The sequence below is a fragment of the Citrobacter sp. H12-3-2 genome, assembly GCF_009649895.1.
GTDB lineage: Bacteria > Pseudomonadota > Gammaproteobacteria > Enterobacterales > Enterobacteriaceae > Citrobacter > Citrobacter portucalensis.
The window spans coordinates 2222287-2247972 of record NZ_CP045837.1 but is presented as its reverse complement, the minus strand read 5'-3'; the positions used below and the strand labels follow the sequence as shown (position 1 = coordinate 2247972).

Below are 25686 nucleotides of genomic sequence, written 5' to 3'. Positions count from 1 at the left end.
TTTGCTCAGATAAGTTTTAGCTTCATCATAAACGGTCCCAATTGGGGCCGTTTTTTTTTCGTCTTGTGTTATGAAAATCGGGGAATACACAATTTAACCATGTGAATAGAATGGCAGTGTAAGAGATGTATTCAGGAAGATGTGAGACCAGCCGTCAGAAAAGAGTCTGACAGGGTAGAGAACATTGACGAAGGTTCCGGCCTACCCTGTGTTTATAAGCGCTCAGAAGCGTACAGGGTTAATCGTGGCTGTGTCGTTCTTGTATCGCCGTCAGAGAGCCCTCAGACTGCGCTTGTTTGTAGTGTTTACGACATACCGACACATAGCGTTCATTCCCGCCGATAACCACCTGCTCGCCCTCGTTATAAGGTCTTCCAGCCTGATCAAGGCGTAATACCATGCTGGCCTTACGGCCACAGAAACAAATGGTCTTTAATTCAACCAGTTTATCTGACCACGCAAGCAGGTATTCGCTGCCACCAAATAACTCACCACGAAAATCAGTGCGTAAGCCGTAACACAAAACAGGAATATCCAGTTGATCGACAACTTCAGATAATTCATAAACCTGTTGTCGGGTCAGAAACTGAGACTCATCGACCAGTACACAGTGAATTCTTTGCTGCGCATTCTCAGCGCGAATCTCTTCGAACAATGATGAATTTTGGTTAAACAATTTTGCAGGTGACGACAGACCTATACGTGAACTTACTTTTCCAGCACCAAAACGGTCATCAATTTCCGCTGTATATACAACGGCACGCATCCCACGTTCCTGATAATTGTACGAAGATTGCAACAAGGCAGTCGACTTACCTGCGTTCATTGCAGAATAGTAAAAATATAGTTGTGCCATTGACCGAAGGCCCTCACGAGGGGAAATAAATATGGGCTGGATTGTATCATATTTCACGAACATGTCGGTGTAGCGTTGGCCGCAAAGGCGTATAAATGAGCGGGCAAGCTCGCACAGTGCCGCCTGAATTTAAGTAACGGATAGTGAAAGAGCATACAACCATCGACCAAACAGCCTGTGCTCGGACGCGTATATACACACTCTTTCACAAATAGTGCTCATGAAATTTATCAATGTCACTTATCATCATACGGCAATAAAGAAACCCTTCCCATATTGTTATTGAATCTACCCACTGTCGCCATGTATTAGCGAATTCACGTAAGCAAAACTAATACAAAAGGTTGAAATCACTGCAAAGAGATACTATTTGTACGCCATAAAATGTGACCTGAATCTTGAATTTTTACTCTCAGCCGCTGAGAAGCCCCCTCGCCAATAAGCCTTTTTTATGCCCAACATCATGGGGAATTTAAGACAGGAGAATTAATTCTGATACTAAATAAAGCGCAATTTTGAATTCCTTACATTCCTGGCTATTGCACAACTGAATTTATCGCTCTATTATTAGCTCAACAAACCACCCCAATATAAGTTTGAGATTACTACAATGAGCGAAGCACTTAAAATTCTGAACAACATCCGTACTCTTCGTGCGCAGGCAAGAGAATGCACTCTGGAAACGCTTGAAGAAATGCTGGAAAAATTAGAAGTTGTAGTTAGCGAGCGTCGCGAAGAAGAAAGCGCTGCTGCTGCTGAAGTTGAAGAACGTACTCGTAAACTGCAACAATATCGTGAAATGCTGATCGCTGACGGCATTGATCCGAACGAATTGCTGAATAGCATGGCTGCTGTTAAATCTGGCACCAAAGCTAAACGCGCTGCACGTCCGGCTAAATATAGCTATGTTGACGAAAACGGTGAAACTAAAACCTGGACTGGCCAGGGTCGTACACCGGCAGTGATCAAAAAAGCGATGGAAGAACAAGGTAAACAACTGGACGATTTCCTGATCAAGGAATAATTCAGAAATAGTTTGCTTAAAATCCCGCCACTGGCGGGATTTTTTTTACCGGTACTTCGCTCAACCCTACCCGGATTAGGTATAAAAAAACGGCACTGTTAATACAGCGCCGTTCTGACCAGATAATACCAGAAGGTTACTTCTTAATACCCATCTCGTCTTCCAACCAGGCTTTAAATTCGGCGCCGAGAGTATTATGGCGAATACCATATTCAACGAACGCCTGCATATAGCCCAGTTTATTACCACAGTCATGGCTTTTGCCCTTCATGTGATAAGCTTCAACCGTCTCTTTTTCAATCAGCATATCGATAGCATCTGTCAGCTGAATTTCATCACCCGCTCCCGGAGGGGTTTTAGCCAGCAGAGGCCAGATATCGGCACTAAGAACGTAACGACCCACAACGGCCAGATTAGAAGGCGCAACATCAGCTTTTGGTTTTTCAACCACGCCAACCATCGGAACGCTTTCGCCCGGGGATAATTCAACGCCTTTACAATCAACAACACCATAAGCCGTAACATCTTCTACCGGTTCAACCATAATCTGGCTGCTACCTGTTTCATCAAAACGATGAATCATTTCGGCAAGGTTGTCGCGGGATAAATCAGATTCGTATTCATCAAGAATTACGTCCGGCAGGATTACAGCTACCGGTTCATCGCCAACCACAGGGTGCGCGCACAATACCGCGTGGCCCAGACCTTTAGCCAGCCCCTGACGCACCTGCATAATAGTCACATGTGGCGGACAAATAGATTGCACTTCTTCCAGCAGCTGGCGTTTTACACGTTTTTCCAGCATCGCTTCAAGTTCAAAGCTGGTATCAAAGTGGTTTTCAATGGAATTTTTAGACGAGTGAGTTACAAGTACAATTTCAGTGATGCCCGCAGCAATACATTCGTTTACGACGTACTGAATTAATGGCTTATCAACCAACGGTAGCATCTCTTTCGGGATTGCTTTCGTAGCCGGTAACATCCTGGTTCCTAATCCCGCAACCGGGATAACGGCTTTTTTGACTTTTGAATTAAGGGCAGCCATTTAAAACTCTCCTGGACTGTTCATGTATTGAACGTGTTCATCATTCTGTATCGCATCCGAGTATATCAGTACAGCGACAAGCTTCTGGTCTGAAAAGGACGCGCGTCGGTATAATTAAGATAAATACGAATAAAACTGGCGCTGATAGTAGCACTCACAGCATGGGGAGGGTGAACCAATTTCATTTACACGCCTCTCAATTGTTCATTCTGCAGACAACATCAAGCGCAGGCGACCTCCCGCCCCCCAAATTTGGCATTGCCATGACTCACAATGTTGGCTCAGCTGATTAAGATACGTATTACCTAAGGTACCCAGCGGAACGCCATTGCTGATTTGCACTTGGTGGGAACCTGTATTTAATGTCGCATTCAGCCCTGCCGATACCAGAATCAGATTTTTTAATCCGCTGTGGTAATACCCCACCAGCAAGGGAAACTGCCCTGGTAAATTGGCTTGCCGCAACAGATGATTTACCTGTTTCAATAACGTACCTAGCTCTGGCAACCGTTGATTTTGTTGTGTCAGTTGCTCCTGCAGTAAACCATTAAATAGCGCTCGCAGTAATAATGCAGCCAGCACGCCATTATCCCCTGCCCGCGTCACATCAAGGCAATAGAATGCAAGGTCATGATCCGACAGCGGCGCAATATCCAGCACCAGCCCCGGTTGGTCGGCTGCCACCAATTGCCGATAGTTAATGCGACAGTGCGAAATCACTTGCGACACTGGAGGCTGTAATTCTTTTAGCAGCTTCGCGGCGGCGGCAGGATCGTCCACCATCGCATCCCAGTCGCGAAATAGCCGCTCTTCTTCTTCCACACGTGAATTAAACATATTGGGATAAAGACAGGCAAAGACGGTTTCTCGCAAGCGATTAAGGTCTTTCACCGGCTTCAACAGGACGTCATCCACACCGAGTCGTAGCGCTTTGGCTATGTCGGACATGTTTTCCGTCGCAGAAATCACCAGTATCGGGGTCTGATCGCCACGATTGCGTAAATACTCAACCAGTTTGAGACCGTTCATTCTTGGCATAGCCAGGTCGCAGATCATCAGGTCGGGTTTAAAATGCCCAAGCAAGTCCAGTGCTTCAAGTCCGTCACCAGCTACCGCCGTTGTCGCTCCCAAAGAGGAAAACCATGAGTCCATGAGTGAGCGAAATACCGGCTCATCCTCAACGATAAGAATCTGTTTTCCGACCAATGGCTGCGTCATATTCTCCCCCCTGACTGGCTTTAATAAATAGTGGCATGCTATTGCCACTCACGCCTGTCAGAATTAGCTTAAGTGTTGATAAAAAATGCGTTAGACGTTGGTTTTCACCAGGGGTAGAAGCTCATCCATTTTCTTCTCGACCGCTAACTGCCCGGCAGCAATTGCCGCACTGGCGCGGTGAAAATCCAGCGTGGATATTTGTGGACAAAACGGCTGAATCAGAATGTCTGGAGGGTCACCGGCCATGCGGTTACGTTTCAGTCGGTTTTCCAGAACCTGAATAGACGTCGTCATGATCTCCATCGCCGTAGGCGCAGTTACTGCACGCCTGGCCGTAATGTTGCTCAAGCGTTCTTTCAGACGGGCATGCCATGAGAGTTCGTCAGCATCATCACCCGATTCGGCATCGCTATTGACGTTGAAGGAGAGTAAATCTTGTTGCATGAGATGCGCATCGTGTTGCAGGTCGACCGCTATAACAATATCGGCCCCCAACGCGCGAGTCAGGGAGACAGGGACAGGATTCACCACCGCACCATCGACCAGCCAGTAACCATTGTGCGCCACAGGTGACATCAAGCCAGGAATACTGCAGGAGGCCCGGACAGCCAGATGTAAATCACCTTCGGTGAACCAAAGTTCCCGACCCGTACTCAGATTGGTAGCCACTGTTGCGAAACGGCGAGTACATTGCTCAATTGCTTCTACCGGCATCACATTACGGTACTGATTGAATACCCGTTCACCGCGCAGTAAACCTCCCCTGCGCCACGAGAGATCCATCAACCGTAAAACATCCCAATAGCTGAAAGAACAGACCCACTTTTCGAGAGCAGGCAGCTTATTGCAGGCGTAGGCAGCGCCAACCAACGAACCGATGGAGCACCCTGCCACGATATCAACATCAATGCCCATATGCTTAAGGGCTTTAATAACGCCAATATGCGACCAACCTCGCGCCGCGCCGGAACCTAGCGCCAGCCCAATTTTTATTTTTCTCATTATACGTACAAACTTCCCCTGGCTTGCAGACGTAGCAACATCGCTACCGCTCAGTTAACATAGTGCCACTCTGGCGTTTTTACGCCGTTTTTATATTCCAGGGAGTACTTTGTGTCTCAGCTTTGTCCCTGTGGTAGCGCTGTCGAGTATAGCCTATGTTGCTACCGTTATGTGTCCGGCGCGCAAGTAGCACCTACGCCGTCACACCTCATGCGTTCTCGTTACTGTGCTTTTGTGATGAAAGACGCAGATTACCTTATCAGGACCTGGCATCCGGATTGTCATGCGGCCGAGTTTCGCGACGACATTATCGCAGGATTTACTCATACCGAATGGCTTGGACTGACCGTTTTTGAACAAGAGACGGCAGACACAGAAAATATCGGCTACGTCAGTTTTGTCGCACGGTTTTCTGAACAAGGTAAAACAGGTGCAATTATCGAGCGCTCTCGTTTTTTAAAAGAAAACGGTCAGTGGTACTATATAGACGGTACACGCCCTCAAATTGGACGAAACGATACCTGCCCTTGTGGCTCAGGTAAAAAATTTAAAAAGTGCTGCGGCTAATCAACGCCCGACAGTATCAATTTTGCAAACATTCTCAACAGGATCACCGCTGCAAATGCATTCATTACAACGAAAAGTGCTGCGTACTATTTGCCCGGACCAAAAAGGTCTGATCGCGCGCATTACGAATATCTGTTACAAGCATGAACTGAACATCGTGCAGAACAATGAGTTTGTGGACCACCGTACCGGACGCTTTTTTATGCGCACCGAACTGGAGGGCATTTTTAACGACGTCACGCTGCTTGCCGATCTGGACAGCGCCTTACCTGAAGGCTCGATTCGTGAATTAACCCCAGCAGGCCGCCGCCGCATCGTCATTTTGGTCACCAAGGAAGCGCATTGCCTGGGCGATTTATTAATGAAGGCCAATTACGGCGGGCTGGATGTTGAAATCGCCGCGGTGATCGGCAATCACGAGACCTTGCGTCCTCTGGTTGAACGGTTTGATATTCCGTTTGAGCTGGTGAGCCATGAAGGTTTAACACGTGAAGAACATGATCAGAAAATGGCTGATGCTATCGACGCCCACCAGCCGGATTATGTCGTGCTGGCTAAATACATGCGCGTTCTGACCCCGACATTTGTTTCACGCTTCCCGAATAAGATTATCAATATTCACCATTCATTCCTGCCAGCATTCATTGGTGCTCGTCCGTACCATCAAGCTTATGAGCGCGGCGTGAAGATTATCGGCGCGACGGCCCACTACGTGAATGATAACCTCGATGAAGGCCCAATCATTATGCAGGACGTGATCCATGTTGATCACACCTACACCGCCGAAGATATGATGCGCGCGGGTCGCGACGTTGAAAAAAATGTATTAAGCCGTGCGCTGTATCAGGTTCTGGCTCAACGCGTCTTTGTTTACGGTAACCGAACGATTATTCTGTAATCGATTGATAAGTTAATTGGTTACCTTTACATCTTTACGTGTAAAAATCAGGCAACCAGTTCTTTTTTATCAACGGAATGCTTTACAGGGGCGCATCATTTGATATGATGCGCCCCGCTTCCAACGGAAGCAGGCCAGTAATTAGCATTACCCCGTGGTGGGGTTCCCGAGCGGCCAAAGGGAGCAGACTGTAAATCTGCCGTCATCGACTTCGAAGGTTCGAATCCTTCCCCCACCACCATCTTCTAGCACTGCCTACAATTTGAATTACCCCTGGTGGGGTTCCCGAGCGGCCAAAGGGAGCAGACTGTAAATCTGCCGTCATCGACTTCGAAGGTTCGAATCCTTCCCCCACCACCATCACTTCATAAAGCACCAACAGCAAATCAATCTCTAATGCCCCATATTCTGCCCATGCGGGAAGGATGAGAAGCTTCGACTAAGGTTCGATTCGAGCGTAGCGAGAAAGCGTTGCCACAGGCAACGACCCGAAGGGCGAAGCGCGTAGCGCTGAGTAATCCTTCCCCCACCACCATCACTTCATAAAGCAACACACTCAATTCCTCAGCAATGCCTTTTATTTGCCTGATGCGCTATGCTTATCAGGCCTACAAACTCGACATGTGCCCGCAATTTGTCTGCTGCGCTGCGCTTATCAGGCCTACGAACTCGTCACGTGCCCGCAATTTGCCTGATGCGCTGCGCTTATCAGGCCTACGAACTCGACACGTGCCCGCTATTCGTCTGATGCGCTGCACTTATCAGGCCTACGAACTCGACACGTGCCCGCTATTTGCTGCACTTATCAGGCCTACAGCGCTCGCTGATACCTTCGTAGGCCGGATAAGGCGCTTGCGCCGCCATCCGGCAAACAGGCATAAAAAAACCCCGCCGAAGCAGGGTTTTGTCATTCTCAAATATACGATTAGTGACGCGCGCGAACAATCTGGTATTTGCGTGTCAGATATTCGACCGGGACGCTCCAGATGTGTACCAGACGAGAGAATGGGAACAACAGGAACAGCGTCATACCCAGCACCAGGTGCATACGGAAAATGAACGCAACACCATCGAGATATTGAGACGCTCCGCCCTGGAAGGTCACCACTGTCTGCGCCCAGTTCACCAGCTTCATCATCTCGCTACCGTCCATATGCTGGGCGGAAAACGGAATGGTCAGCAGGCCCAGCGCACACTGGATCACCAGCAGTGAGAGGATCAGAATATCCGCCCCGGTGGTGGTGGCCCGCACGCGCGGGCTGAACAGACGACGTTTCAGCAGCAGTACACCACCAATCAGACACATCAGGCCACTGGCACCGCCCGCAAACATTGCCATCTTTTGTTTCACTTCAAGCGGTAGCCAGGCTTCATACATCCAGTGCGGCGTCAACATGCCAAGGAAGTGCCCAGCAAAGATACCCAGGATCCCGATGTGAAACAGGTTTGACGCCAGGTTCATCCCTTTGCGATCCAGCATCTGACTGGAAGCTGCACGCCATGTATATTGCCCATAGTCATAACGCAGCCAGCTGCCGATCAGAAAGACAGAACCCGCGATGTACGGATAGATGTCAAAGAAGAACGTATTCAGGAAGTGCATTATTGCTGTCCTCCGGTGGTGATATTCAGATACTGCGGCGCAACGGCCCCGGCAAAACGACGCTGGTGAGCGGAGATTTCCGACTCGCCACACCCCTGATCGGCGAAGAATTTCACCTGCTCTTCTTCCCAGACCGCATCCAGCGCTTGTGGAGTATCGTCACGGGCTTCATCCGCAATTTTTTCAGCCACTTTATCGCTGTCGATAACGGTATTCGCCAGTTTTAACAGCAGATCGAACAGCACTGCATAACGGCTTTCACGCTGTTGCAAACGAGCGCTGAGCAGTGCCAGAATCGGCGCAATATCCTGTAAGCCACCTAGCGCTTCGCTTTTCGGCAGTTGCGCAAGGTATTCCAGATACAGCGGCAGATGATCGGGAAGTTCGCGGCTGTCGAGCTGCAAACCGTGCTGCTCATACTGTGCCATCAGGTCAACCATAGCCTGACCGCGATCGCGGGATTCACCGTGAACATGTTCAAACAGCAGCAGCGATGTCGCGCGGCCACGGTCAAACAGTTCGCTGTAGGCGGCCTGCACATCCAGCATGTCCTGCGCGGTTAGATCGCGCAGGAAAACGCCCAGAGTCTGGGCATCCTCTTTATCCAGGTTCTCAGATGACGCGAGTGCATCGAAAAGTTCCTGCTGATGCTGCCACAAGGCAGCATCCGGGTACTCGAGCAGACGCGAAACAATGACGAGTTCAATCATTGGTGCGGCTCCGTTTTGCTGGTCACATCGACAGCGTCGATGCGGCGGCTGTTGAACAGATTGAATTTAGTATCAGAACCGTGGCAACCGTCGCCGAAGGTAAAGCCACAACCGCTTTTCTCCGGGAACGCGTCACGCGCCAGTTCACGATGGCTGCTCGGTACCACGAAACGATCTTCGTAGTTCGCGATTGCCAGGTAACGATACATTTCCTGTGCCTGTGCTTCGCTTAAGCCCACCTCTTCCAGCGCACGGGTATCAACTTTGCCGTCAACTGTTTCCGCACGTTTGTAGTGACGCATTGCCAGCATACGTTTCAGGGCCAACAGTACCGGCTGGGTGTCACCTGCAGTCAGCAGGTTCGCCAGGTACTGAACCGGAATACGCAGGCTGTCAACATCCGGCAGAATACCGTTGCTGCCCAGCTCGCCCGCATCAGCAGCTGACTGAATTGGTGACAATGGCGGCACGTACCAGACCATCGGCAGTGTGCGGTATTCCGGATGCAGCGGCAGCGCCAGCTTCCAGTCCATCGCCATTTTGTAAACCGGAGACTGCTGTGCGGCATCAATGACGCTCAGCGGAATACCATCTTTCAGCGCCTGTTCAATAACAGCCGGATCGTTCGGATCGAGGAACACGTCCAGCTGACGCTGGTACAGATCTTTCTCGTGCTCGGTGCTGGCCGCGCTTTCGATCGCATCTGCGTCATACAGCAGTACGCCGAGGTAACGGATACGACCTACACAGGTTTCGGAGCAAACGGTCGGCTGACCAGCTTCGATACGCGGGTAGCAGAAAATGCACTTCTCCGATTTCCCGCTCTTCCAGTTGAAGTAGATCTTCTTGTACGGGCAGCCGGTGATACACATACGCCAGCCGCGGCACTTGTCCTGGTCGATCAGCACGATGCCATCTTCTTCACGCTTGTAGATAGCGCCGCTCGGACAGGTCGCCACACACGCCGGATTAAGGCAGTGCTCACACAGACGCGGCAGGTACATCATGAAGGTGTTTTCGAACTGACCGTACATCGCCTTCTGCATGTTTTCGAAGTTCTGATCTTTGGCGCGTTTTTCGAACTCGCCGCCCAGAATTTCTTCCCAGTTCGGACCGCTGGTGATTTTATCCATTCGCTGACCGGTGATCAGCGAGCGTGGACGAGCAATCGGCTGCGCTTTGCTGTCTGCCGGGGCGTTATGCAACGTCTGGTAGTCAAAATCAAACGGCTCGTAGTAATCATCCATGCCCGGCAGATGCGGGTTAGCAAATATTTTACCCAACAGCAGCGCTTTGTTACCCATGCGCGGCTGCAGTTTGCCGTTGATTTTACGGATCCAACCGCCCTTCCATTTTTCCTGGTTTTCCCAGTCGTTCGGGAAGCCAACGCCAGGCTTACTTTCGACGTTGTTGAACCAGGCGTACTCCATACCTTCACGGCTGGTCCAGACGTTTTTACAGGTCACTGAACAGGTGTGGCAGCCGATGCACTTATCGAGATTCAGCACCATGCCGACTTGTGAACGAATTTTCATTTTACGCTCTCCTGTACCTGGTCATTGCCTTCGCCATCCAACCAGTTAATGTTCTTCATCTTACGTACAACTACGAACTCATCACGGTTTGAACCGACGGTGCCGTAGTAGTTAAAGCCGTAGGCCAGCTGCGCATAGCCGCCGATCATATGGGTCGGTTTCGGTGTAATACGGGTCACCGAGTTGTGGATCCCACCGCGCTGCTGGGTGATTTCTGAACCCGGCAGGTTAACGATACGTTCCTGCGCGTGGTACATCATGGTCATCCCGGCTGGTACACGCTGGCTGACAACTGCACGTGCCGTCAGCGCACCGTTGCTGTTGAAGACTTCGATCCAGTCGTTATCTTCGATTCCCAGATCCTTCGCATCGACTTCGCTCATCCACACAATCGGGCCACCGCGTGACAGCGTCAGCATCAGCAAGTTGTCGCTGTAAGTGGAGTGGATACCCCATTTCTGGTGCGGCGTCAGGAAGTTGAGCGCTTTTTCCGGGTTACCGTTAGATTTCTCGCCAATCACCGCTTTCACCGAACGGGTGTCGATTGGCGGACGGTAAACCAGCAGGCTTTCACCAAAGTCACGCATCCATTGATGATCCTGATACAACTGCTGGCGACCAGACAGCGTACGCCATGGGATCAGCTCGTGAACGTTGGTATAGCCGGCGTTATAAGACACGTGTTCATCTTCCAGTCCTGACCAGGTCGGGCTGGAGATAATTTTGCGCGGCTGCGCCTGAATATCGCGGAAGCGAATTTTTTCGTCTTCTTTATTCAGCGCCAGATGCGTATGGTCACGACCGGTAAATTCACTCAGCGCAGCCCAGGCTTTAACGGCTACCTGACCGTTAGTTTCCGGCGCCAGCGTCAAGATCATCTCGGCTGCATCAATTGCGGTATTAAGCCAAGGCTGGCCTTTTGCCGGACCTTCAGCCTTGGTGTAATTGAGCTTACGCAGCAGATCCATTTCGCTCTGGGTATTCCAGGCAATCCCTTTACCGCCGTTACCGATTTTTTCCATCAGCGGGCCGATGGAGGTGAAACGCTCGTAGGTTGCCGGATAATCACGCTCAACGGTCATGATGTGCGGTGCGGTAACACCAGGAATCAGGTCACATTCACCTTTTTTCCAGTCCTTCACGTCCAGCGGTTGTGCCAGTTCTGCGGCAGAGTCGTGCTGAATTGGCAGCGTAACGACGTCGGTTTCTTTACCGAGATGACCCACGCAAACTTCAGAGAATTTCTTGGCGATGGCTTTGTAGATTTCCCAGTCGCTCTTCGATTCCCAGGCCGGGTCAACGGCCGCAGACAGAGGATGAATAAACGGATGCATGTCCGAGGTATTCATATCGTCTTTTTCATACCAGGTTGCGGTCGGCAACACGATGTCGGAATACAGACAGGTGCTCGACAGACGGAAGTCCAGCGTGACAACCAGATCCAGTTTGCCGTCCAGGCCGTTATCCTGCCATTCCACTTCTTCAGGCTTCACGCCGCTCTGCTGGCCGAGATCTTTGCCCTGAATACCATGTTCAGTACCCAGCAGATACTTGAGCATGTACTCGTGGCCTTTACCGGAAGAACCGAGCAGGTTAGAACGCCAGATAAACAGGTTGCGCGGATGGTTTTTACCGTTTTCCGGCTGCTCTGCCGCAAAGCGAATAGAACCTTCTTTCAGGGATTTAACGGTGTAATCCACCGGCGTCATACCTGCTTTCTGCGCTTCTTCGGCGATACGCAGTGGGTTAGTCCCTAACTGCGGCGCAGATGGCAACCAGCCCATACGTTCAGCGCGAACGTTAAAATCAATCAAATGACCGCTGTAGCGGGATTTGTCTGCCATCGGGGAAAGCAGTTCCTGCGCAGTAACCGTCTCATAGCGCCATTGGCTGGAGTGGTTATAGAAGTAGGAAGTGCTGTTCATATGACGAGGAGGACGCTGCCAGTCAAGAGCAAACGCCAGCGGCTGCCAGCCGGTTTGCGGACGCAGTTTTTCCTGGCCGACGTAGTGGGCCCAACCGCCGCCGCTCTGACCGATACAACCGCAGAACACCAGCATATTGATCAGGCCACGATAGTTCATATCGAGGTGGTACCAGTGGTTCAGGCCCGCACCGACGATGATCATCGAACGACCGTGTGTTTTATCGGCGTTATCCGCAAATTCACGGGCAATGCGCACGATCTGAGAACGTGATACGCCAGTGATTTTTTCTGCCCATGCCGGCGTGTACGCTTTCACGTCATCGTAGCTGGTCGCGCAGTTTTCGTCGTTCAGACCACGTTCCAGGCCATAGTTAGCCATGGTCAGGTCGTAAACGGTGGTCACCAGCGCGGTAGAGCCATCGGCCAACTGCAGGCGTTTAACCGGCAGTTTGTGCAGCAGAATATTTTCCAGCTCTACTTTACTGAAGTGCTCGGTACCTTCGCCGCCAAAGTACGGGAAGCCCACTTCAGCGATATCGTCCTGGCTACCCAGCAGGCTGAGTTGCAGTTCGGTTTCATCACCGGACGTACCGTCGCGTTGCTCAAGGTTCCATTTGCCCTTTTCGCCCCAACGGAAACCAATTGAACCGTTTGGCGCAACCATTTCGCCGTTGCTGTTGATAGCGACGGTTTTCCATTCTGGGTTATTTTCCTGGCCCAGAGAGTCGACCAGATCCGCCGCACGCAGCATACGACCAGCAGCATAGTAACCATCACGCTCTTCGAGCATCACCAGCATTGGCATGTCAGTATAACGACGAACGTAGTCGGTGAAGTACTGGCTCGGGTTATCGAGGTGGAACTCGCGCAGCATGACATGGCCCATCGCCATTGCCATCGCAGCATCGGTTCCCTGCTTCGGTGCCAGCCACAGGTCGCAAAGTTTGGCGATTTCTGCGTAGTCCGGAGTAATCGCTACCGTTTTGGTGCCTTTATAGCGAACTTCAGTAAAGAAGTGTGCATCCGGAGTACGGGTCTGCGGTACGTTAGAGCCCCATGCAAGAATGTAGCTGGAGTTATACCAGTCGGCAGATTCCGGTACGTCGGTTTGCTCGCCCCAGGTTTGCGGGGAAGCCGGCGGCAGGTCACAGTACCAGTCGTAGAAGCTCAGGCAGGTACCGCCAATCAGCGACATATAGCGTGCGCCGGAAGCATAAGAAACCATCGACATCGCCGGAATCGGAGAGAAGCCTGCAACGCGGTCAGGGCCATAGGTTTTGATGGTGTAAACGTTAGATGCAGCAATCAGTTCATTCACTTCCTGCCAGGAAGAACGAACAAATCCACCACGACCACGCGCTTGTTTGAAGCTTTTTGCTTTGTCGGCGTCTTCGATGATGGATGCCCATGCGTCTACCGGATCGCTGTGCAGTCTTTTTGCTTCACGCCACATCTTCATCAGACGTTTGCGCATCAGTGGGTATTTCAGACGGTTAGCGCTGTAGAGATACCAGGAATAGCTTGCACCACGTGGGCAGCCGCGAGGCTCGTGGTTAGGCATATCTGGACGCGTGCGTGGGTAGTCAGTTTGCTGGGTCTCCCAGGTCACCAGACCATTTTTAACATAGATTTTCCAGCTGCATGAGCCCGTGCAGTTTACCCCGTGGGTTGAACGCACGATTTTGTCATGCTGCCAACGCTGGCGGTATCCGTCCTCCCAGTCCCTGTTGGTATTGAGAAGCTGGCCATGCCCATCGGCAAAGGTTTCGCCCTTCTGCTTGAAGTAGCGAAACCGGTCCAGGAATTTACTCATCGGTTTTCTCCTGTAGGAGCCTGACGGCTCTCTGATAAATCGACATTGCTTGATTGAGAGCGAAGGTAACGCTCTGAAAGGGCGTGAGAATTGATAACGATCAAGGCATGCAGGGATGAAAAATGGAGGTTGGTTTTTACATACCCCCAAAGTGGGATATTGTTTTTTAACGTAATGTTTTGAATTTAAAGGATTTTAAATAATTCACTTATCATACAAATGTTAAATTCTTTATAAGTGGGTATTAAGGGGTATCCCCCCTGCTTAGCATATTACCAGCACCGTTTTCGCAGACTTTCGTCATGAGCTCACATATAAGTATGTTGTAACTAATTTAGAGCAAAAAAAAGCGCGGTCTAACACCGCGCAATGGATAATCAACTGCTACTACTTTTTTACTTTTTAGAATGACGTCCGTATACCGCCCAGGTGATAACCACACAAGCGACATAGAAGATCAGAAAGACTTTCATCGCATCGACCGGCGAACCAGTTAACGCCAGAGACGTACCAAATGCTTTCGGGATAAAGAAGCCGCCAATCGCACCAATGGCTGAGATAAAGCCCAACGCTGCCGCGGTGTCGGTTGCTGCTTCGCGCATTGCTTTCTCTTCTGAACCGCCTTCAGCTTTCACTCTGTCCATCGTCAGCTTGCGGAAGATAACGGAGATCATCTGGAAGGTTGAACCACTCCCCAGACCAGCCGTCAGGAACAATGCCAGGAACACCGCGAAGAAGGCGATAAAGTTGCCGCCAACGCCGTTTGATGGCAGCGTCAGGAACAGTAAGGCACTGAAAATAGCCATCAGCACGAAGTTCACCAGCGTTACACGGGTTCCGCCCAGACGGTCAGAGATTGCGCCGCCCGCTGAACGAGCCAGCGCGCCAATCAACGGTCCAAAGAAGGCGTAATGCAGGATCTGTACCTCAGGAAACTGCGTTTTTGACAACATGGCAAAACCGGCAGAGAAACCGATGAATGAACCGAAGGTTGCCAGATACAGCAGGCTCATAATCCACAGATGCCCACGTTTCAGCACCGGCAATTGCTCTTTCAGCGACGCTTTTGAGGTTGCCAGTTCATTCATACCAAACCATGCAGCCAGCGTTAACACCGCAAGGAACGGTACCCAAATCCATGCGGCGTTTGCCAGATACAGCTGCGTACCATCCGGTTGTTCAACCCCGTGGCTACCAAATGCGGCAAAGATTGACAGTGAAACCACCAGCGGCGCAACCAACTGCATCACGCTGACGCCCATGTTGCCCAGGCCACCGTTCAGACCCAGCGCACCACCCTGTTTCTGTTTTGGAAAGAAGAAACTGATGTTTGCCATGCTGGACGCAAAGTTCGCACCGGCGAAACCGCACAACAGAGAGATAATAATAAAGGTACTAAACGGCGTGGAGGTATCCTGCACCGCAAAACCTAACCATACGCAAGGAATGATCAGGATACCGGTGCTAAACGCTGTCCAGCGACGTCCACCAAACAGGGGAACCATAAAGGAGTACGGTACACGCAGCAGCGCGCCGGACACCGAAGGTAATGCCGTCAGCATGAACAGCTGTTCAGTGGTGAAATCAAATCCGACTTTCGGTAAGTTCACCGCCACGGCGCTAAATAACATCCACACGCAAAACGCCAGCAGCAAGCAAGGGACGGAAATCCACAGGTTACGGCTGGCGATTCGTTGACCACGCTGCTGCCAGAAGGCGGGATCTTCCGGCCGCCATTCGGTAATTACAGCTCCAGATGCCCTTTCCGGGGCAGATGAGTGACTCATAGACACCTCTGATACTTGTTTCGATGCCTGCAACATTAGGGTTTACAGCTGGAGGTAAGTTGATATAAATCAAAGGAAAAGGTGTCATTATTCATGCCTAAAATTTATCATTACCCTAAATGAGTACATAACTTCGGTAAAAAAGATGTGGTTTTTCACGCTTCTGTCGTCCCCTACTCCCCCTCGCCCGGGATCTCTCCCTCCACTGGCAATTAAGAGGTAGCCCGTTTGAGGTATGGGTATACTCCAGTGTATCGCCGAGAATAACGCCACTGCCTGCAGCAGAATCGTCATTCAATAAGGTTTTCTGTTCGACGAAAACCCGAAGGAACAAGTCACCATGTTTAAACGTTGTCTCTCCCCGCTTACGCTGGTCAACCAGGTGGCGCTGATTGTTTTATTGTCCACAGCCATCGGCGTGGCGGGTATGGCTGTCTCCGGCTGGCTGGTTCAGGGCGTTCAGGGTAGCGCCCATGCAATCAACAAAGCGGGATCGCTGCGCATGCAGAGTTATCGCCTGCTGGCAGCCGTACCGCTGGACGCTAGCGATCAACCGCTTCTGGATGAAATGGAGAAAACGGCGTTTAGCCCGGAGTTGACGCGTGCCGCAAAGCGAGACGGACAACAGGCGCAGTTAAAAGCACTACAGGATTACTGGCACACTGAACTGGCGCCGGGGCTTGCGCATGCGCAAACGCCTGATGCGGTAGCGCAGGATGTGACGCGCTTTGTAGGCGGTCTGGATAAGCTGGTTACCGCCTTTGACCATACCACCGAATTACGCATTGAACGCGTCGTCCTGCTGCATCGCCTGATGGCCATATTTATGGCATTGCTGCTGGTTTTCACCATTATCTGGCTGCGCGTGCGCCTGTTAGAGCCGTGGAAGCAGCTGTTGGCGATGGCGCGAGCCGTCAGCCAACGTGATTTTACCCAACGCGCGCGTATCAGCGGGCGTAATGAGATGGCCGCTCTGGGCTCGGCACTGAATAATATGTCGGAAGAACTGGCCGAAAGTTATGCCGTGCTGGAACAGCGGGTGCAGGAAAAAACGGCGGGACTGGAGCACAAAAATCAGATCCTTTCTTTTCTGTGGCAAGCCAACCGCCGCCTGCACTCTCAGGTGCCGTTGTGCGAACGCCTCTCTCCGGTACTGAACGGTCTGCAAAATTTGACCTTGCTACATGATATTGAACTCCGGGTTTACGACCTGGAAGATGAAGACAATCATCAGGAATTTACCTGTCAGTCCAATGCCAGCTGTGATGAGAAAGGTTGCCATCTGTGTCCTCGTGGAACGCTGCCCGCGATTGACGGCGGGATCACATTGAAATGGCGGCTGACCGATGCGCATACCCAATATGGTATTCTGCTCGCCACCTTGCCGAACGGACGCCATCTCAGCCACGATCAGCAGCAGCTGGTTGATACCCTGGTTGAGCAACTGACCGCAACACTCGCGCTCGACAGACATCAGGAGCGTCAACAGCAGTTGATCGTGATGGAAGAGCGTGCCACCATTGCACGCGAACTTCATGATTCTATTGCACAATCGCTCTCTTGTATGAAGATGCAGGTTAGCTGTTTGCAGATGCAGGGCGATGCGCTTTCAGATAACTGTCGCGAGTTGCTCAGCCAGATTCGTAACGAGCTGAATGCTTCGTGGGCACAACTGCGTGAGCTGTTAACCACCTTCCGTTTACAGCTCACAGAACCTGGATTACGGCCGGCGCTGGAAGCCAGCTGTCAGGAGTACAGCGCCCGTTTTGGATTTACGGTTAAGCTGGATTATCAGCTACCGCCACGCCTGGTCCCTTCGCATCAGGCGATTCACCTGCTACAAATTGCGCGCGAAGCCCTGAGTAATGCACTTAAACACTCTCAGGCCAATGAAGTGGTCGTGACGGTGGTGCAAAATGGCAAGCAGGTCAAACTAACAGTGCAAGATAACGGCTGCGGCGTACCGGAAAACGCCGAACGCAGTAACCACTACGGCATGATTATAATGCGCGATCGTGCGCAGAGCTTGCGCGGCGATTGCCGCGTACGCCGTCGCGAGACGGGCGGTACTGAAGTTGCTGTCACTTTTATTCCCGAAACAAACTTCACAGAAGTCCAAGGAGATACCCATGAGTAATCTGGAACCGGCAACCATCCTGTTGATCGACGATCATCCGATGCTGCGAACCGGTGTAAAACAGCTTGTCAGCATGGCGCCCGATATTACCGTTGTCGGCGAAGCCAGCAATGGTGAGCAGGGTATCGAGCTGGCTGAATCCCTTGATCCCGATCTGATCCTGCTTGATCTCAACATGCCCGGCATGAACGGTCTGGAAACTCTCGATAAGCTGCGTGAAAAGTCACTGTCGGGCCGTATCGTTGTGTTTAGCGTATCCAATCATGAAGAAGACGTAGTTACCGCACTGAAACGCGGCGCTGACGGTTATCTACTGAAAGATATGGAGCCTGAAGATTTACTCAAAGCCTTACAGCAGTCAGCGGCCGGTGAAATGGTGCTGAGTGAAGCCTTAACGCCGGTTCTGGCCGCCAGCCTGCGTGCTAATCGTGCAACGTCGGACCGTGATGTCACCCAACTGACACCGCGTGAGCGCGACATTCTCAAGCTCATTGCCCAGGGGCTGCCGAACAAGATGATCGCCCGTCGTCTGGACATCACTGAAAGTACGGTAAAAGTCCATGTGAAGCATATGTTGAAGAAAATGAAGCTCAAATCACGCGTCGAAGCCGCGGTATGGGTACATCAGGAACGCATTTTCTGATAACGCGTTGATGCTTCATTGCTAACGAGGATCATTTTCCGAAACGGTAATAAACGGTTCGGTCAGTGATAGCGTGATCTCATTGGAAGAGACACGCTGACCCTGCTCATCTTCTACCACAACAGACAACCGCCAGCGGTTTGTCGCGCCTTCGCTGCTGTCCCACTTCGGCATAATAATCGTCCAGCCTTGCGCGCTTCGGTTATCGCTACCCGCCGTTAAACTCAACGCCTGGGTATCACCCTGCCAGGTCAAATGGCGGATCCCATGCAAACTACGCACCTGCAGCTTCAGCGCCACCGTCTCACCAGACTTGAGATCCCAGGGCGGCGTGGCCAAAAATACCGACAATGTTTTACGCTGGCGATATTCCAGCGTCGGCAGATTGTTACGCTGCGGATCGTCATAACGACTGCCGCGCAGCGATCGGCTGTTTGCCACCTCGCTGACCATCAGTTGTTTTTTTAGCGGCACGCCAAAGCGGTAATTCAGCGTTAAGCCAAGGTTATTCTGGCTGACTCCGCTTTCGCCCTGCTTATGTTGTGCCGTCACGGTAATCAACGGCACCGGCGTATAGCTCAATCCCAGATTCACCGCCACAGGATTGTGGTACCCGGTTCCGGAATGAAACAAATCCACCCGGTCGCCAAAATACTGTTCCACGCTGACGCTGGTATTGAGGTGTTGATAGAACGGCATGCGCATTTGCGCAGTCAGGTCGTAGCCGCGGGCCATCCGTTGTTCCTGGGTTGCGGAACGCTCCTGCCAGGAGGACAACGGTTGGTAATAGTTAGCGGATAAGCGCAAGTATTCGCCCCACGCCTCGGCGCCAAGGCCTCCCCGGGGCAGATTTTCATCCAACAGGTTGTCATAAAAGGTGTTATAACCCAGAAACCAGCCGTCGCGTACCCAGCGCTGCCCAATCCCCGCATTGCTGACTAAACCTTCGTCCTGTTGCGTCAGCCCCAACTGGCTCCAGGTTAAATATCGTTGATTGTCCTGCCATGGGATAAACCAACTTCCCCGACTTCCGGTAAAGCTGCCTTCGTTATCCACCTGCAATCCAACGCTGGCGTTTCCCCAGGGAGAGAGCCAGGATTCCAGTTGCTGATTAACCTGTTCGCTGACCGTGTCACGCACCTGACCAAACGCGAACTGCTTCGCCTGTTCACCCGTATCAAGCCCGTTATCGGTCATGCTGGCTTCACCAAACGCTTTGACCATTTCAGCAAAGTGCTTTTCGCCTGCCCGCGACTCCGGCGCCATACCGAGATCGGGTAAGCCATCACTATTGTTATCGAAAGGGTTTTCAGCCTGGTGAATAAAAGATGTCCGTGCGTTGGCAATACCGCCTGCCAATGGCAAGAGTGAGAATACAGCGAGAGAAAAATAAATATTACGGCTCAAATCGTCAGTTGTTTCTTACATCAATTAATTAGACACACTTAACCTAAACCATAACGTCTTCAGCTGTTAATTGCAGCCTTTATCCCCGTTTTCGGGATTTTCTGACATGGATAATTAGAGGTACCCACTCCTGCAACCATGCTTTCTTTCCCACATCAGGAACAGGGAGTAACATACACGCCAGGAATTATCCCTTCCATCTGACAACAGGAGTAATAATGCAAAAGATAGTGATCGTCGCGAACGGTGCAGCCTATGGAAGCGAATCGTTATTTAATAGCCTGCGTCTGGCTATCGCTCTGCGTGAACAGGAAGCCAGTCTCGACCTGCGTCTGTTTTTAATGTCGGACGCGGTAACGGCGGGACTTAGCGGTCAAAAACCTGCGGAAGGATACAATATTCAGCAAATGCTGGAGATCCTGACGGCGCAAAATGTGCCGGTCAAACTGTGCAAAACCTGCACCGATGGCCGTGGGATCACGACGCTTCCGTTAATTGACGGAGTAGCCGTCGGCACGCTGGTAGAACTGGCTGAATGGACGCTGGCTGCAGATAAAGTATTAACCTTCTGATACACCGCTTCAGGCAAGCTCACTGAAAGTGTCGATAATTTCCGAATTTAATCGTAGATGGGCGCGGTTTCGTTGAACGTTAGCACGCCCTTTCAACCCTTTTGAGGTATTTTGTCACTTTTGTTTAATCGTTATGCCATTTTTTGATCAAAATCAGCATCCTGTTGCTCCCCCTTTGGTGTTATGCAGTGAGTGAAATGTGAACAACATCACGCAGCACTTTCGACAGAAAGTACGTTGTTTTCAAGAACGGGGTGAAAAATGGCATTAGTGAAGGCGAGTTTAAAGTTATTTGGTGGTGATACGCTGGTAGTGCGCTGTTCTGAGCGCTGCCACATCCACCTGATGAGCGAGAAAAATCACGTTAAAGACACGCAGTCCGACATCTTAAGCGTGCAGGATCGTGATAACGCATGGTTAACCGTACCGTATACCGGCGTCTGGAATGTGCTGATCGACAGCCATAGCCAGTCGCTTGAGCATTCGATAAGTTTTATTGCAGCCTAAGCGTTAAACGCCCGATAAGCACCTGGCTTATCGGGCATACAACATCGGGCGATATTAGGCAAATCCTGGACGCATAACACCTTCCGGCAGATTCTCTCCCAACAATCGTTTGACCGTGATCACCAGATCGTTAAGACAATCATCCTGCATCCCCAACTTGACCAGCTCCTGTTCCAGTGAGAACAGATACTGGGCGTTGGTGCCTAAAGGTCCGCTCGCCGCGGCGATAAGCGGCGCAATAACCTGCGCGCGCGTGTCTGACTCAAACAGCGGATGACGCGGATCCATAATAAAGACCAGTGCGTTCACCGTCCTGCCGTCATCAAGCGCCAACTGACACCAGGTCGGCAGATAACAGCCGGTGATCATTTCTCGCTTCCACAGCAGTGAAAGCTCTTGTTCCAGGGACGCGTCCGGCAAACGGTAGGCCACACCGGTGGTGCGTCCGCCCTCTTTCAGGGCCAGCATACGTCCTGGCTGACACGCCGTTCCTCGCCCCGCCGTCAGACGCAGGCAAAAGGCACGGTGCCAGCCGACTAACGTCCCGGTACAGGACTCTTCAAATTCTAAGGCCGGGTTCCACATCAATGATCCATAACCGAAGATCCACACCGGTCCATCATCTGGTCGGCATGCAAGCGTGGCAGCAAGTGAGGCTGCACGTTGTTCCGCTGACCAGAGTAGTGATTCTTCAATAGCACCAAATGCCGTCTTACAGTCGGCATTCAATAAAAAATCACGCGTTAACACCTTACACCTCCGCCACTGCTGCTTCCCTGCGACAACTTTTTTGACGCCTTCCGGGCTTTTTTACTGCTCATTTTGAAACCAATAGCTGGACAATAGGCAATTCACCGCTCGCTTGCAAGCCAGCAACGGCGCGGCGTAGCACGATTCGCTAACGCCTGATGCAAGCTAGTTCATAAAGGCATTATAATTGATACTGTTACGCCTTTTTATGCCATTTATCATCATCACCTTTTTGATAATCATTTTTGACCGCGGCCCACGCCACCTTGTGTGCTGTCTCTTCACGGGTAGCATCATCACGACGGTCAGATTTATCTTTATATTGTTCCCAGGCGCTGTTGAAAGCTTCTTTGTAGATGTCCTGAGCATGGGCTGGCAGAACATGCTGCACGCTTTCAGGCAGATCGCTTTTGGATTTATATGGCATTGTGAACTCCTCTTTTTAGGCTAAACCTTAAGTGTGGTTAACAATGCGGAGATGCGCCAATAATGGACATTTATAGAAAATTTCTTCATCTAACCTTCTGTTAATTAAACAGTCTATAAACTAGAACTTTGTTTTTGACCGCTTTGAGAGGAAAAATAAGCGATGTAGTAAAATTTCGTAAAATGTCACCTACAAAACCAGGTTTTCTGTTATTTTTTACATTCTTTAATACTTTTTATAATTATATACCCTAAATAATTCGAGTTGCTTAAAGGCGGCAAGGGAGTGAATCCCCAGGAGCATAGATAACTATGTGACGGGGGTGAGCGAGCGTAGCCAACGCATAAGCAACTTGAAGTATGACGGGTATAAATACCTGCAGAGACGGAGAATTAATTCAATGACACACGTACATGAGGCGGTAAAAACCCGCCACAAGGAGACCTCTCTCGTCTTCCCGATTTTGGCACTGGTAGTACTGTTCTTATGGGGGAGCAGTCAGTCACTACCAGTGGTCATCGGCATTAATGCGCTGGCCCTTATTGGTATATTAAGCAGTGCATTCAGTGTTGTCCGTCATGCGGATGTATTAGCACATCGACTTGGCGAACCCTACGGGTCGCTGATCCTCAGCCTGTCCGTTGTTATTCTTGAAGTCAGCTTAATCTCCGCATTAATGGCGACCGGCGATGCAGCGCCTACGCTCATGCGCGATACGCTATATTCAATCATTATGATCGTAACCGGCGGCCTGGTCGGTTTTTCATTACTGTTAGGTGGCCGTAAATTTGCCACTCAGTATATGAATCTGTTTGGTATTAAGCAGTATTTAATTGCTCTGTTCCCACTGGCCATTATTGTACTGGTGTTCCCGATGGCTTTACCGGGTGCGAATTTCACTACCGCACAAGCGCTGTTGGTGGCGTTAATTTCTGCGGCAATGTACGGTGTATTTTTGCTGATCCAAACTAAAACGCATCAGAGCCTGTTCATTTACGAGCATGAAGACGAGGGTGACGACGACGACCCGCATCACGGTAAACCGTCAGCACATAGCAATTTATGGCACGCTGCCTGGCTTATCATTCATCTGATCGCCGTTATTGCTGTGACCAAGATGAACGCCAGCCCGCTGGAGACATTGCTGACTGAACTGAATGCGCCGGTCGCCTTTACCGGTTTCCTGGTAGCGTTACTGATCCTCTCTCCTGAAGGGCTGGGTGCGCTGAAAGCGGTTCTGAGCAACCAGGTACAACGGGCGATGAATTTATTCTTCGGTTCGGTGTTAGCCACCATTTCACTGACCGTTCCGGTAGTGACTCTGATCGCATGGGCAACCGGGAATGATTTGGTCTTTGCGCTGGGCGCGCCAGAGATGATTGTGATGGTTTCATCACTGGTACTGTGCCACATCTCTTTCTCCACCGGACGCACCAACGTGCTTAACGGTGCGGCGCATCTGGCGCTGTTTATCGCCTATCTGATGACGATATTTGCCTGATTAGTCTTTCTGATAGAACCCGCGGCCCTTCTCAGGGCCGTTTTCTTTTACCGCTCACAGCTCCGGATAAACCTGTTGACCATCGACAAACGTTAATAACGACTCCGTTTGGTGCAATTTGTCTGCCGGAATAGCCATAATATCCTGATTAAGCACCGCAAAATCGGCGAGCTTACCTTCCCGCAAACTACCCCTCTGCTGTTCTGCAAAAGCCAGCCAGGCGGCATTTCGGGTATACATTTTTAACGCATCTTCCCGACTTAACTGGCGGGTGTCATGGCGTACTGAGCCGTCGAGTGCTTTACCTGTGACATGATACTCAATGGCATGCCACACTCCCGCAACGCCAATCCGCGTCGCATCTGTACCGCCAGCAACGATTACCCCCTGCTCTAACGCGGGTTGAACTGGTGATGATAGCGCCGCCACCGTTTTACCATTCGCGCGCTCAATGGCGGGAGATTCAAAATATGGCCCCATCTGGACAGAATAGGCCAAGCCGAGTTTCTTCATGCGGGTAATTGTTTCTGGCGTACCGGTATTGAGATGCGCAATAGACCAGCGTAACGGAGCAATGTCATACGATTTAGCCACCTCGCTAATGAGATCTAAAATCGCATCCGCACTGTCATCGGTATAGGCATGTATTTCTACGGCGACCCCTTCCTGGGCGGCAAGCTGGAGCACCTTAAATTGTTCTTGTTGGGATTGTGCAGAAGACTTAAATCCAGATGACATCCGTACGCCGTCATTCATTGCCATCACCAGGCTTTCACCGAAGCCCAGAAAGGCTATTCTGCCGTCATCGTGTATTGCCGGGCGAAATGCCAGACGTTGTTTAAACCATTCCGTTTCATTACCAGGCGGTGCGGATAAACGATATCCAACACGTATCCTGAGAGGTTGCTGCTGCTGAAGTTTAAAGAAATCACGATAAGCTTGCTCATGCCCGGCAGAAGGATCGATAAACCCGACCACGCCGCGTTTATTTAAATAACGAACAAAGGCGTTAAGGTTCTTTTCAACATCGGAAGTCTGGCTAATCTGGGCGAAAAGCTGGTTAAAACTGCCAATGGTCCCGCGCAATTTCCCCGTTGCCAGCCCTTTGTCATCGCGTTCTATCACGATCCCTGCCGGAACATCCGGCTGTGGACTATTAAGTTTTAGGGTCTCGATAGCCTTTTGATTTAACAGGGCATAGTCATAAAGGCTTTGTATATACGCAGGATGCTGAGGCACCGCCTGATTCAGTTCCTGAACCGTCGGATCCCGTTTTTCAGCAAATTGTTCAGGCATCCATGAGCCAGCCACCGCCACCCATTGCGCAGTATTTTTCTGTGCCGCAGATTGCGACAATTTATTTAACGCATCGGGTAAATTTTTAGTATCAAACCAGTAGGTTTCAAATAAAAACGTCCTCCCACCCCGAATGCCATGCAGATGCGCATCAATTAATCCCGGAATAACGGTTTGCCCCGTAAGATTGATTTCCTTCGTGTTCGGTCCGGACCATTTTTTCACCGTTTCATTATTACCCACCGCAATAATATGCCGCCCTTTTACCGCCAGCGCCTGCGCGTTGGGTTGTTGTTCATCCATGGTAATCAGCTTGCCGTTATACAAAATAACATCGGCCTTGTCCTGAGAATGCGCCAGAAATGAAGTTCCGATCAGAATTGCGGCCAACGTTGCTTTGCGAATAGCCGGAGGGGGAGTATTAAAGCGAAGTCCCAGTTTACCCATCATATTTATCTACC

General features: G+C 50.8%; 21 protein-coding genes, 2 tRNA genes and 1 other RNA gene. 11 read left to right on the top strand and 13 right to left on the bottom strand.

The window, feature by feature from the left end; all coding sequences use genetic code 11:
• Positions 1 to 238 precede the first annotated feature (238 nt).
• The gene (gene tdk / locus GHC22_RS10750) at positions 239 to 856 is read right to left on the bottom strand and encodes a thymidine kinase (protein ID WP_008784954.1); all 618 of its coding nucleotides are present in this window, start codon (positions 854 to 856) and stop codon (positions 239 to 241) included.
• Between the two features lie 610 nt (positions 857 to 1466).
• Here tdk and hns point away from each other — a divergent pair.
• A complete protein-coding gene (gene hns / locus GHC22_RS10745; RefSeq protein ID WP_003020723.1) occupies positions 1467 to 1880 on the top strand; it encodes a histone-like nucleoid-structuring protein H-NS in 414 nt (137 codons plus the stop codon).
• A gap of 136 nt (positions 1881 to 2016) precedes the next feature.
• Here the strand turns inward: hns and galU are convergent, their stop codons facing one another.
• The 3 genes from galU to rssA form a co-directional block, all read right to left on the bottom strand.
• Positions 2017 to 2925, bottom strand: coding sequence for a UTP--glucose-1-phosphate uridylyltransferase GalU (gene galU, locus GHC22_RS10740; protein ID WP_003020727.1), 909 nt, complete (start codon positions 2923 to 2925; stop codon positions 2017 to 2019).
• 204 nt (positions 2926 to 3129) lie between these two features.
• Complete coding sequence (rssB, locus tag GHC22_RS10735) at positions 3130 to 4143, bottom strand: two-component system response regulator RssB (RefSeq protein ID WP_032943688.1); 1014 nt, start codon at positions 4141 to 4143, stop codon at positions 3130 to 3132.
• 90 nt (positions 4144 to 4233) lie between these two features.
• Entirely contained in the window at positions 4234 to 5145 is a 912-nt protein-coding gene (gene rssA / locus GHC22_RS10730) for a patatin-like phospholipase RssA (RefSeq protein WP_008784956.1), read from the bottom strand.
• Positions 5146 to 5256: 111 nt separating this feature from the next.
• Here rssA and GHC22_RS10725 point away from each other — a divergent pair, with 111 nt between their 5' ends.
• The 5 genes from GHC22_RS10725 (at position 5257) to GHC22_RS10705 (ending at position 7145) form a co-directional block, all read left to right on the top strand.
• Entirely contained in the window at positions 5257 to 5712 is a 456-nt protein-coding gene (locus tag GHC22_RS10725; RefSeq protein WP_008784957.1) for a YchJ family protein, read from the top strand.
• A gap of 55 nt (positions 5713 to 5767) precedes the next feature.
• Complete coding sequence (gene purU / locus GHC22_RS10720) at positions 5768 to 6610, top strand: formyltetrahydrofolate deformylase (RefSeq protein ID WP_153752894.1); 843 nt, start codon at positions 5768 to 5770, stop codon at positions 6608 to 6610.
• A gap of 156 nt (positions 6611 to 6766) precedes the next feature.
• A tRNA-Tyr gene (locus tag GHC22_RS10715) sits at positions 6767 to 6851 on the top strand.
• A 34-nt stretch (positions 6852 to 6885) separates the two neighbouring features.
• Positions 6886 to 6970: transfer RNA gene (locus GHC22_RS10710), tRNA-Tyr, on the top strand.
• 44 nt (positions 6971 to 7014) lie between these two features.
• Positions 7015 to 7145, top strand: a non-coding RNA gene (locus tag GHC22_RS10705) — RtT sRNA.
• A gap of 390 nt (positions 7146 to 7535) precedes the next feature.
• Here GHC22_RS10705 and narI read toward each other — a convergent pair.
• From narI to GHC22_RS10680, 5 genes are all read right to left on the bottom strand, one after another.
• Positions 7536 to 8213 (bottom strand): respiratory nitrate reductase subunit gamma, encoded by a 678-nt coding sequence (gene narI / locus GHC22_RS10700; protein ID WP_003833386.1) that lies wholly within the window; start codon positions 8211 to 8213, stop codon positions 7536 to 7538.
• Positions 8213 to 8923, bottom strand: a complete 711-nt coding sequence (gene narJ / locus GHC22_RS10695; protein WP_008784959.1) for a nitrate reductase molybdenum cofactor assembly chaperone — start codon at positions 8921 to 8923, stop codon at positions 8213 to 8215. Before narJ ends, narI begins: the two co-directional genes overlap by 1 nt.
• The gene (narH, locus tag GHC22_RS10690) at positions 8920 to 10458 is read right to left on the bottom strand and encodes a nitrate reductase subunit beta (protein ID WP_003833388.1); all 1539 of its coding nucleotides are present in this window, start codon (positions 10456 to 10458) and stop codon (positions 8920 to 8922) included. The genes narJ and narH overlap by 4 nt, the downstream gene beginning before the upstream one ends.
• On the bottom strand, positions 10455 to 14198 hold the full coding sequence (locus tag GHC22_RS10685) for a nitrate reductase subunit alpha (RefSeq protein ID WP_008784960.1): 3744 nt from the start codon (positions 14196 to 14198) through the stop codon (positions 10455 to 10457). Before GHC22_RS10685 ends, narH begins: the two co-directional genes overlap by 4 nt.
• 395 nt (positions 14199 to 14593) lie before the next feature.
• Positions 14594 to 15985, bottom strand: coding sequence for a NarK family nitrate/nitrite MFS transporter (locus GHC22_RS10680; RefSeq protein WP_003833390.1), 1392 nt, complete (start codon positions 15983 to 15985; stop codon positions 14594 to 14596).
• A 340-nt stretch (positions 15986 to 16325) separates the two neighbouring features.
• On the opposite strand from GHC22_RS10680, the gene narX reads away from it, so the two are divergent.
• Positions 16326 to 18122 carry a nitrate/nitrite two-component system sensor histidine kinase NarX gene (narX, locus tag GHC22_RS10675; RefSeq protein ID WP_003833391.1) on the top strand — a complete coding sequence of 599 codons (1797 nt, stop codon included), beginning with the start codon at positions 16326 to 16328 and terminating at the stop codon, positions 18120 to 18122.
• On the top strand, positions 18115 to 18765 hold the full coding sequence (gene narL / locus GHC22_RS10670; RefSeq protein ID WP_003833392.1) for a two-component system response regulator NarL: 651 nt from the start codon (positions 18115 to 18117) through the stop codon (positions 18763 to 18765). The genes narX and narL overlap by 8 nt, the downstream gene beginning before the upstream one ends.
• Before the next feature lie 21 nt (positions 18766 to 18786).
• On the opposite strand, the gene GHC22_RS10665 is transcribed toward narL, so the two are convergent.
• The gene (locus GHC22_RS10665) at positions 18787 to 20172 is read right to left on the bottom strand and encodes a YchO/YchP family invasin (protein WP_137377198.1); all 1386 of its coding nucleotides are present in this window, start codon (positions 20170 to 20172) and stop codon (positions 18787 to 18789) included.
• 218 nt (positions 20173 to 20390) lie between these two features.
• Between GHC22_RS10665 and GHC22_RS10660 the strand changes: the two genes are divergently transcribed.
• The gene (locus GHC22_RS10660) at positions 20391 to 20744 is read left to right on the top strand and encodes a DsrE/DsrF/TusD sulfur relay family protein (RefSeq protein ID WP_153752893.1); all 354 of its coding nucleotides are present in this window, start codon (positions 20391 to 20393) and stop codon (positions 20742 to 20744) included.
• Positions 20745 to 21005: 261 nt separating this feature from the next.
• Positions 21006 to 21251, top strand: coding sequence for a DUF1883 domain-containing protein (locus GHC22_RS10655; protein WP_153752891.1), 246 nt, complete (start codon positions 21006 to 21008; stop codon positions 21249 to 21251).
• Between the two features lie 54 nt (positions 21252 to 21305).
• Here the strand turns inward: GHC22_RS10655 and GHC22_RS10650 are convergent, their stop codons facing one another.
• Together GHC22_RS10650 and chaB are read right to left on the bottom strand one after the other, a co-directional pair.
• The gene (locus GHC22_RS10650) at positions 21306 to 22001 is read right to left on the bottom strand and encodes a gamma-glutamylcyclotransferase (protein WP_016156738.1); all 696 of its coding nucleotides are present in this window, start codon (positions 21999 to 22001) and stop codon (positions 21306 to 21308) included.
• Between the two features lie 196 nt (positions 22002 to 22197).
• Positions 22198 to 22428 carry a putative cation transport regulator ChaB gene (chaB, locus tag GHC22_RS10645; RefSeq protein WP_008784971.1) on the bottom strand — a complete coding sequence of 77 codons (231 nt, stop codon included), beginning with the start codon at positions 22426 to 22428 and terminating at the stop codon, positions 22198 to 22200.
• 400 nt (positions 22429 to 22828) lie between these two features.
• On the opposite strand from chaB, the gene chaA reads away from it, so the two are divergent.
• Positions 22829 to 23929, top strand: coding sequence for a sodium-potassium/proton antiporter ChaA (gene chaA, locus GHC22_RS10640; protein WP_048216245.1), 1101 nt, complete (start codon positions 22829 to 22831; stop codon positions 23927 to 23929).
• Between the two features lie 54 nt (positions 23930 to 23983).
• On the opposite strand, the gene GHC22_RS10635 is transcribed toward chaA, so the two are convergent.
• The gene (locus GHC22_RS10635) at positions 23984 to 25675 is read right to left on the bottom strand and encodes an amidohydrolase (RefSeq protein WP_153752889.1); all 1692 of its coding nucleotides are present in this window, start codon (positions 25673 to 25675) and stop codon (positions 23984 to 23986) included.
• Positions 25676 to 25686: the final 11 nt, after the last annotated feature.

Bases quoted from the DNA above. Each gene is read 5' to 3' on its own strand.
- tdk (WP_008784954.1), bottom strand. From the start codon at position 856: ATGGCACAACTATATTTTTACTATTCTGCAATGAACGCAGGTAAGTCG.
- hns (WP_003020723.1), top strand. From the start codon at position 1,467: ATGAGCGAAGCACTTAAAATTCTGAACAACATCCGTACTCTTCGTGCG.
- galU (WP_003020727.1), bottom strand. From the start codon at position 2,925: ATGGCTGCCCTTAATTCAAAAGTCAAAAAAGCCGTTATCCCGGTTGCG.
- rssB (WP_032943688.1), bottom strand. From the start codon at position 4,143: ATGACGCAGCCATTGGTCGGAAAACAGATTCTTATCGTTGAGGATGAG.
- rssA (WP_008784956.1), bottom strand. From the start codon at position 5,145: ATGAGAAAAATAAAAATTGGGCTGGCGCTAGGTTCCGGCGCGGCGCGA.
- purU (WP_153752894.1), top strand. From the start codon at position 5,768: ATGCATTCATTACAACGAAAAGTGCTGCGTACTATTTGCCCGGACCAA.
- narI (WP_003833386.1), bottom strand. From the start codon at position 8,213: ATGCACTTCCTGAATACGTTCTTCTTTGACATCTATCCGTACATCGCG.
- narJ (WP_008784959.1), bottom strand. From the start codon at position 8,923: ATGATTGAACTCGTCATTGTTTCGCGTCTGCTCGAGTACCCGGATGCT.
- narH (WP_003833388.1), bottom strand. From the start codon at position 10,458: ATGAAAATTCGTTCACAAGTCGGCATGGTGCTGAATCTCGATAAGTGC.
- GHC22_RS10685 (WP_008784960.1), bottom strand. From the start codon at position 14,198: ATGAGTAAATTCCTGGACCGGTTTCGCTACTTCAAGCAGAAGGGCGAA.
- GHC22_RS10680 (WP_003833390.1), bottom strand. From the start codon at position 15,985: ATGAGTCACTCATCTGCCCCGGAAAGGGCATCTGGAGCTGTAATTACC.
- narX (WP_003833391.1), top strand. From the start codon at position 16,326: ATGTTTAAACGTTGTCTCTCCCCGCTTACGCTGGTCAACCAGGTGGCG.
- narL (WP_003833392.1), top strand. From the start codon at position 18,115: ATGAGTAATCTGGAACCGGCAACCATCCTGTTGATCGACGATCATCCG.
- GHC22_RS10660 (WP_153752893.1), top strand. From the start codon at position 20,391: ATGCAAAAGATAGTGATCGTCGCGAACGGTGCAGCCTATGGAAGCGAA.
- GHC22_RS10655 (WP_153752891.1), top strand. From the start codon at position 21,006: ATGGCATTAGTGAAGGCGAGTTTAAAGTTATTTGGTGGTGATACGCTG.
- chaB (WP_008784971.1), bottom strand. From the start codon at position 22,428: ATGCCATATAAATCCAAAAGCGATCTGCCTGAAAGCGTGCAGCATGTT.
- chaA (WP_048216245.1), top strand. From the start codon at position 22,829: ATGACACACGTACATGAGGCGGTAAAAACCCGCCACAAGGAGACCTCT.
- GHC22_RS10635 (WP_153752889.1), bottom strand. From the start codon at position 25,675: ATGATGGGTAAACTGGGACTTCGCTTTAATACTCCCCCTCCGGCTATT.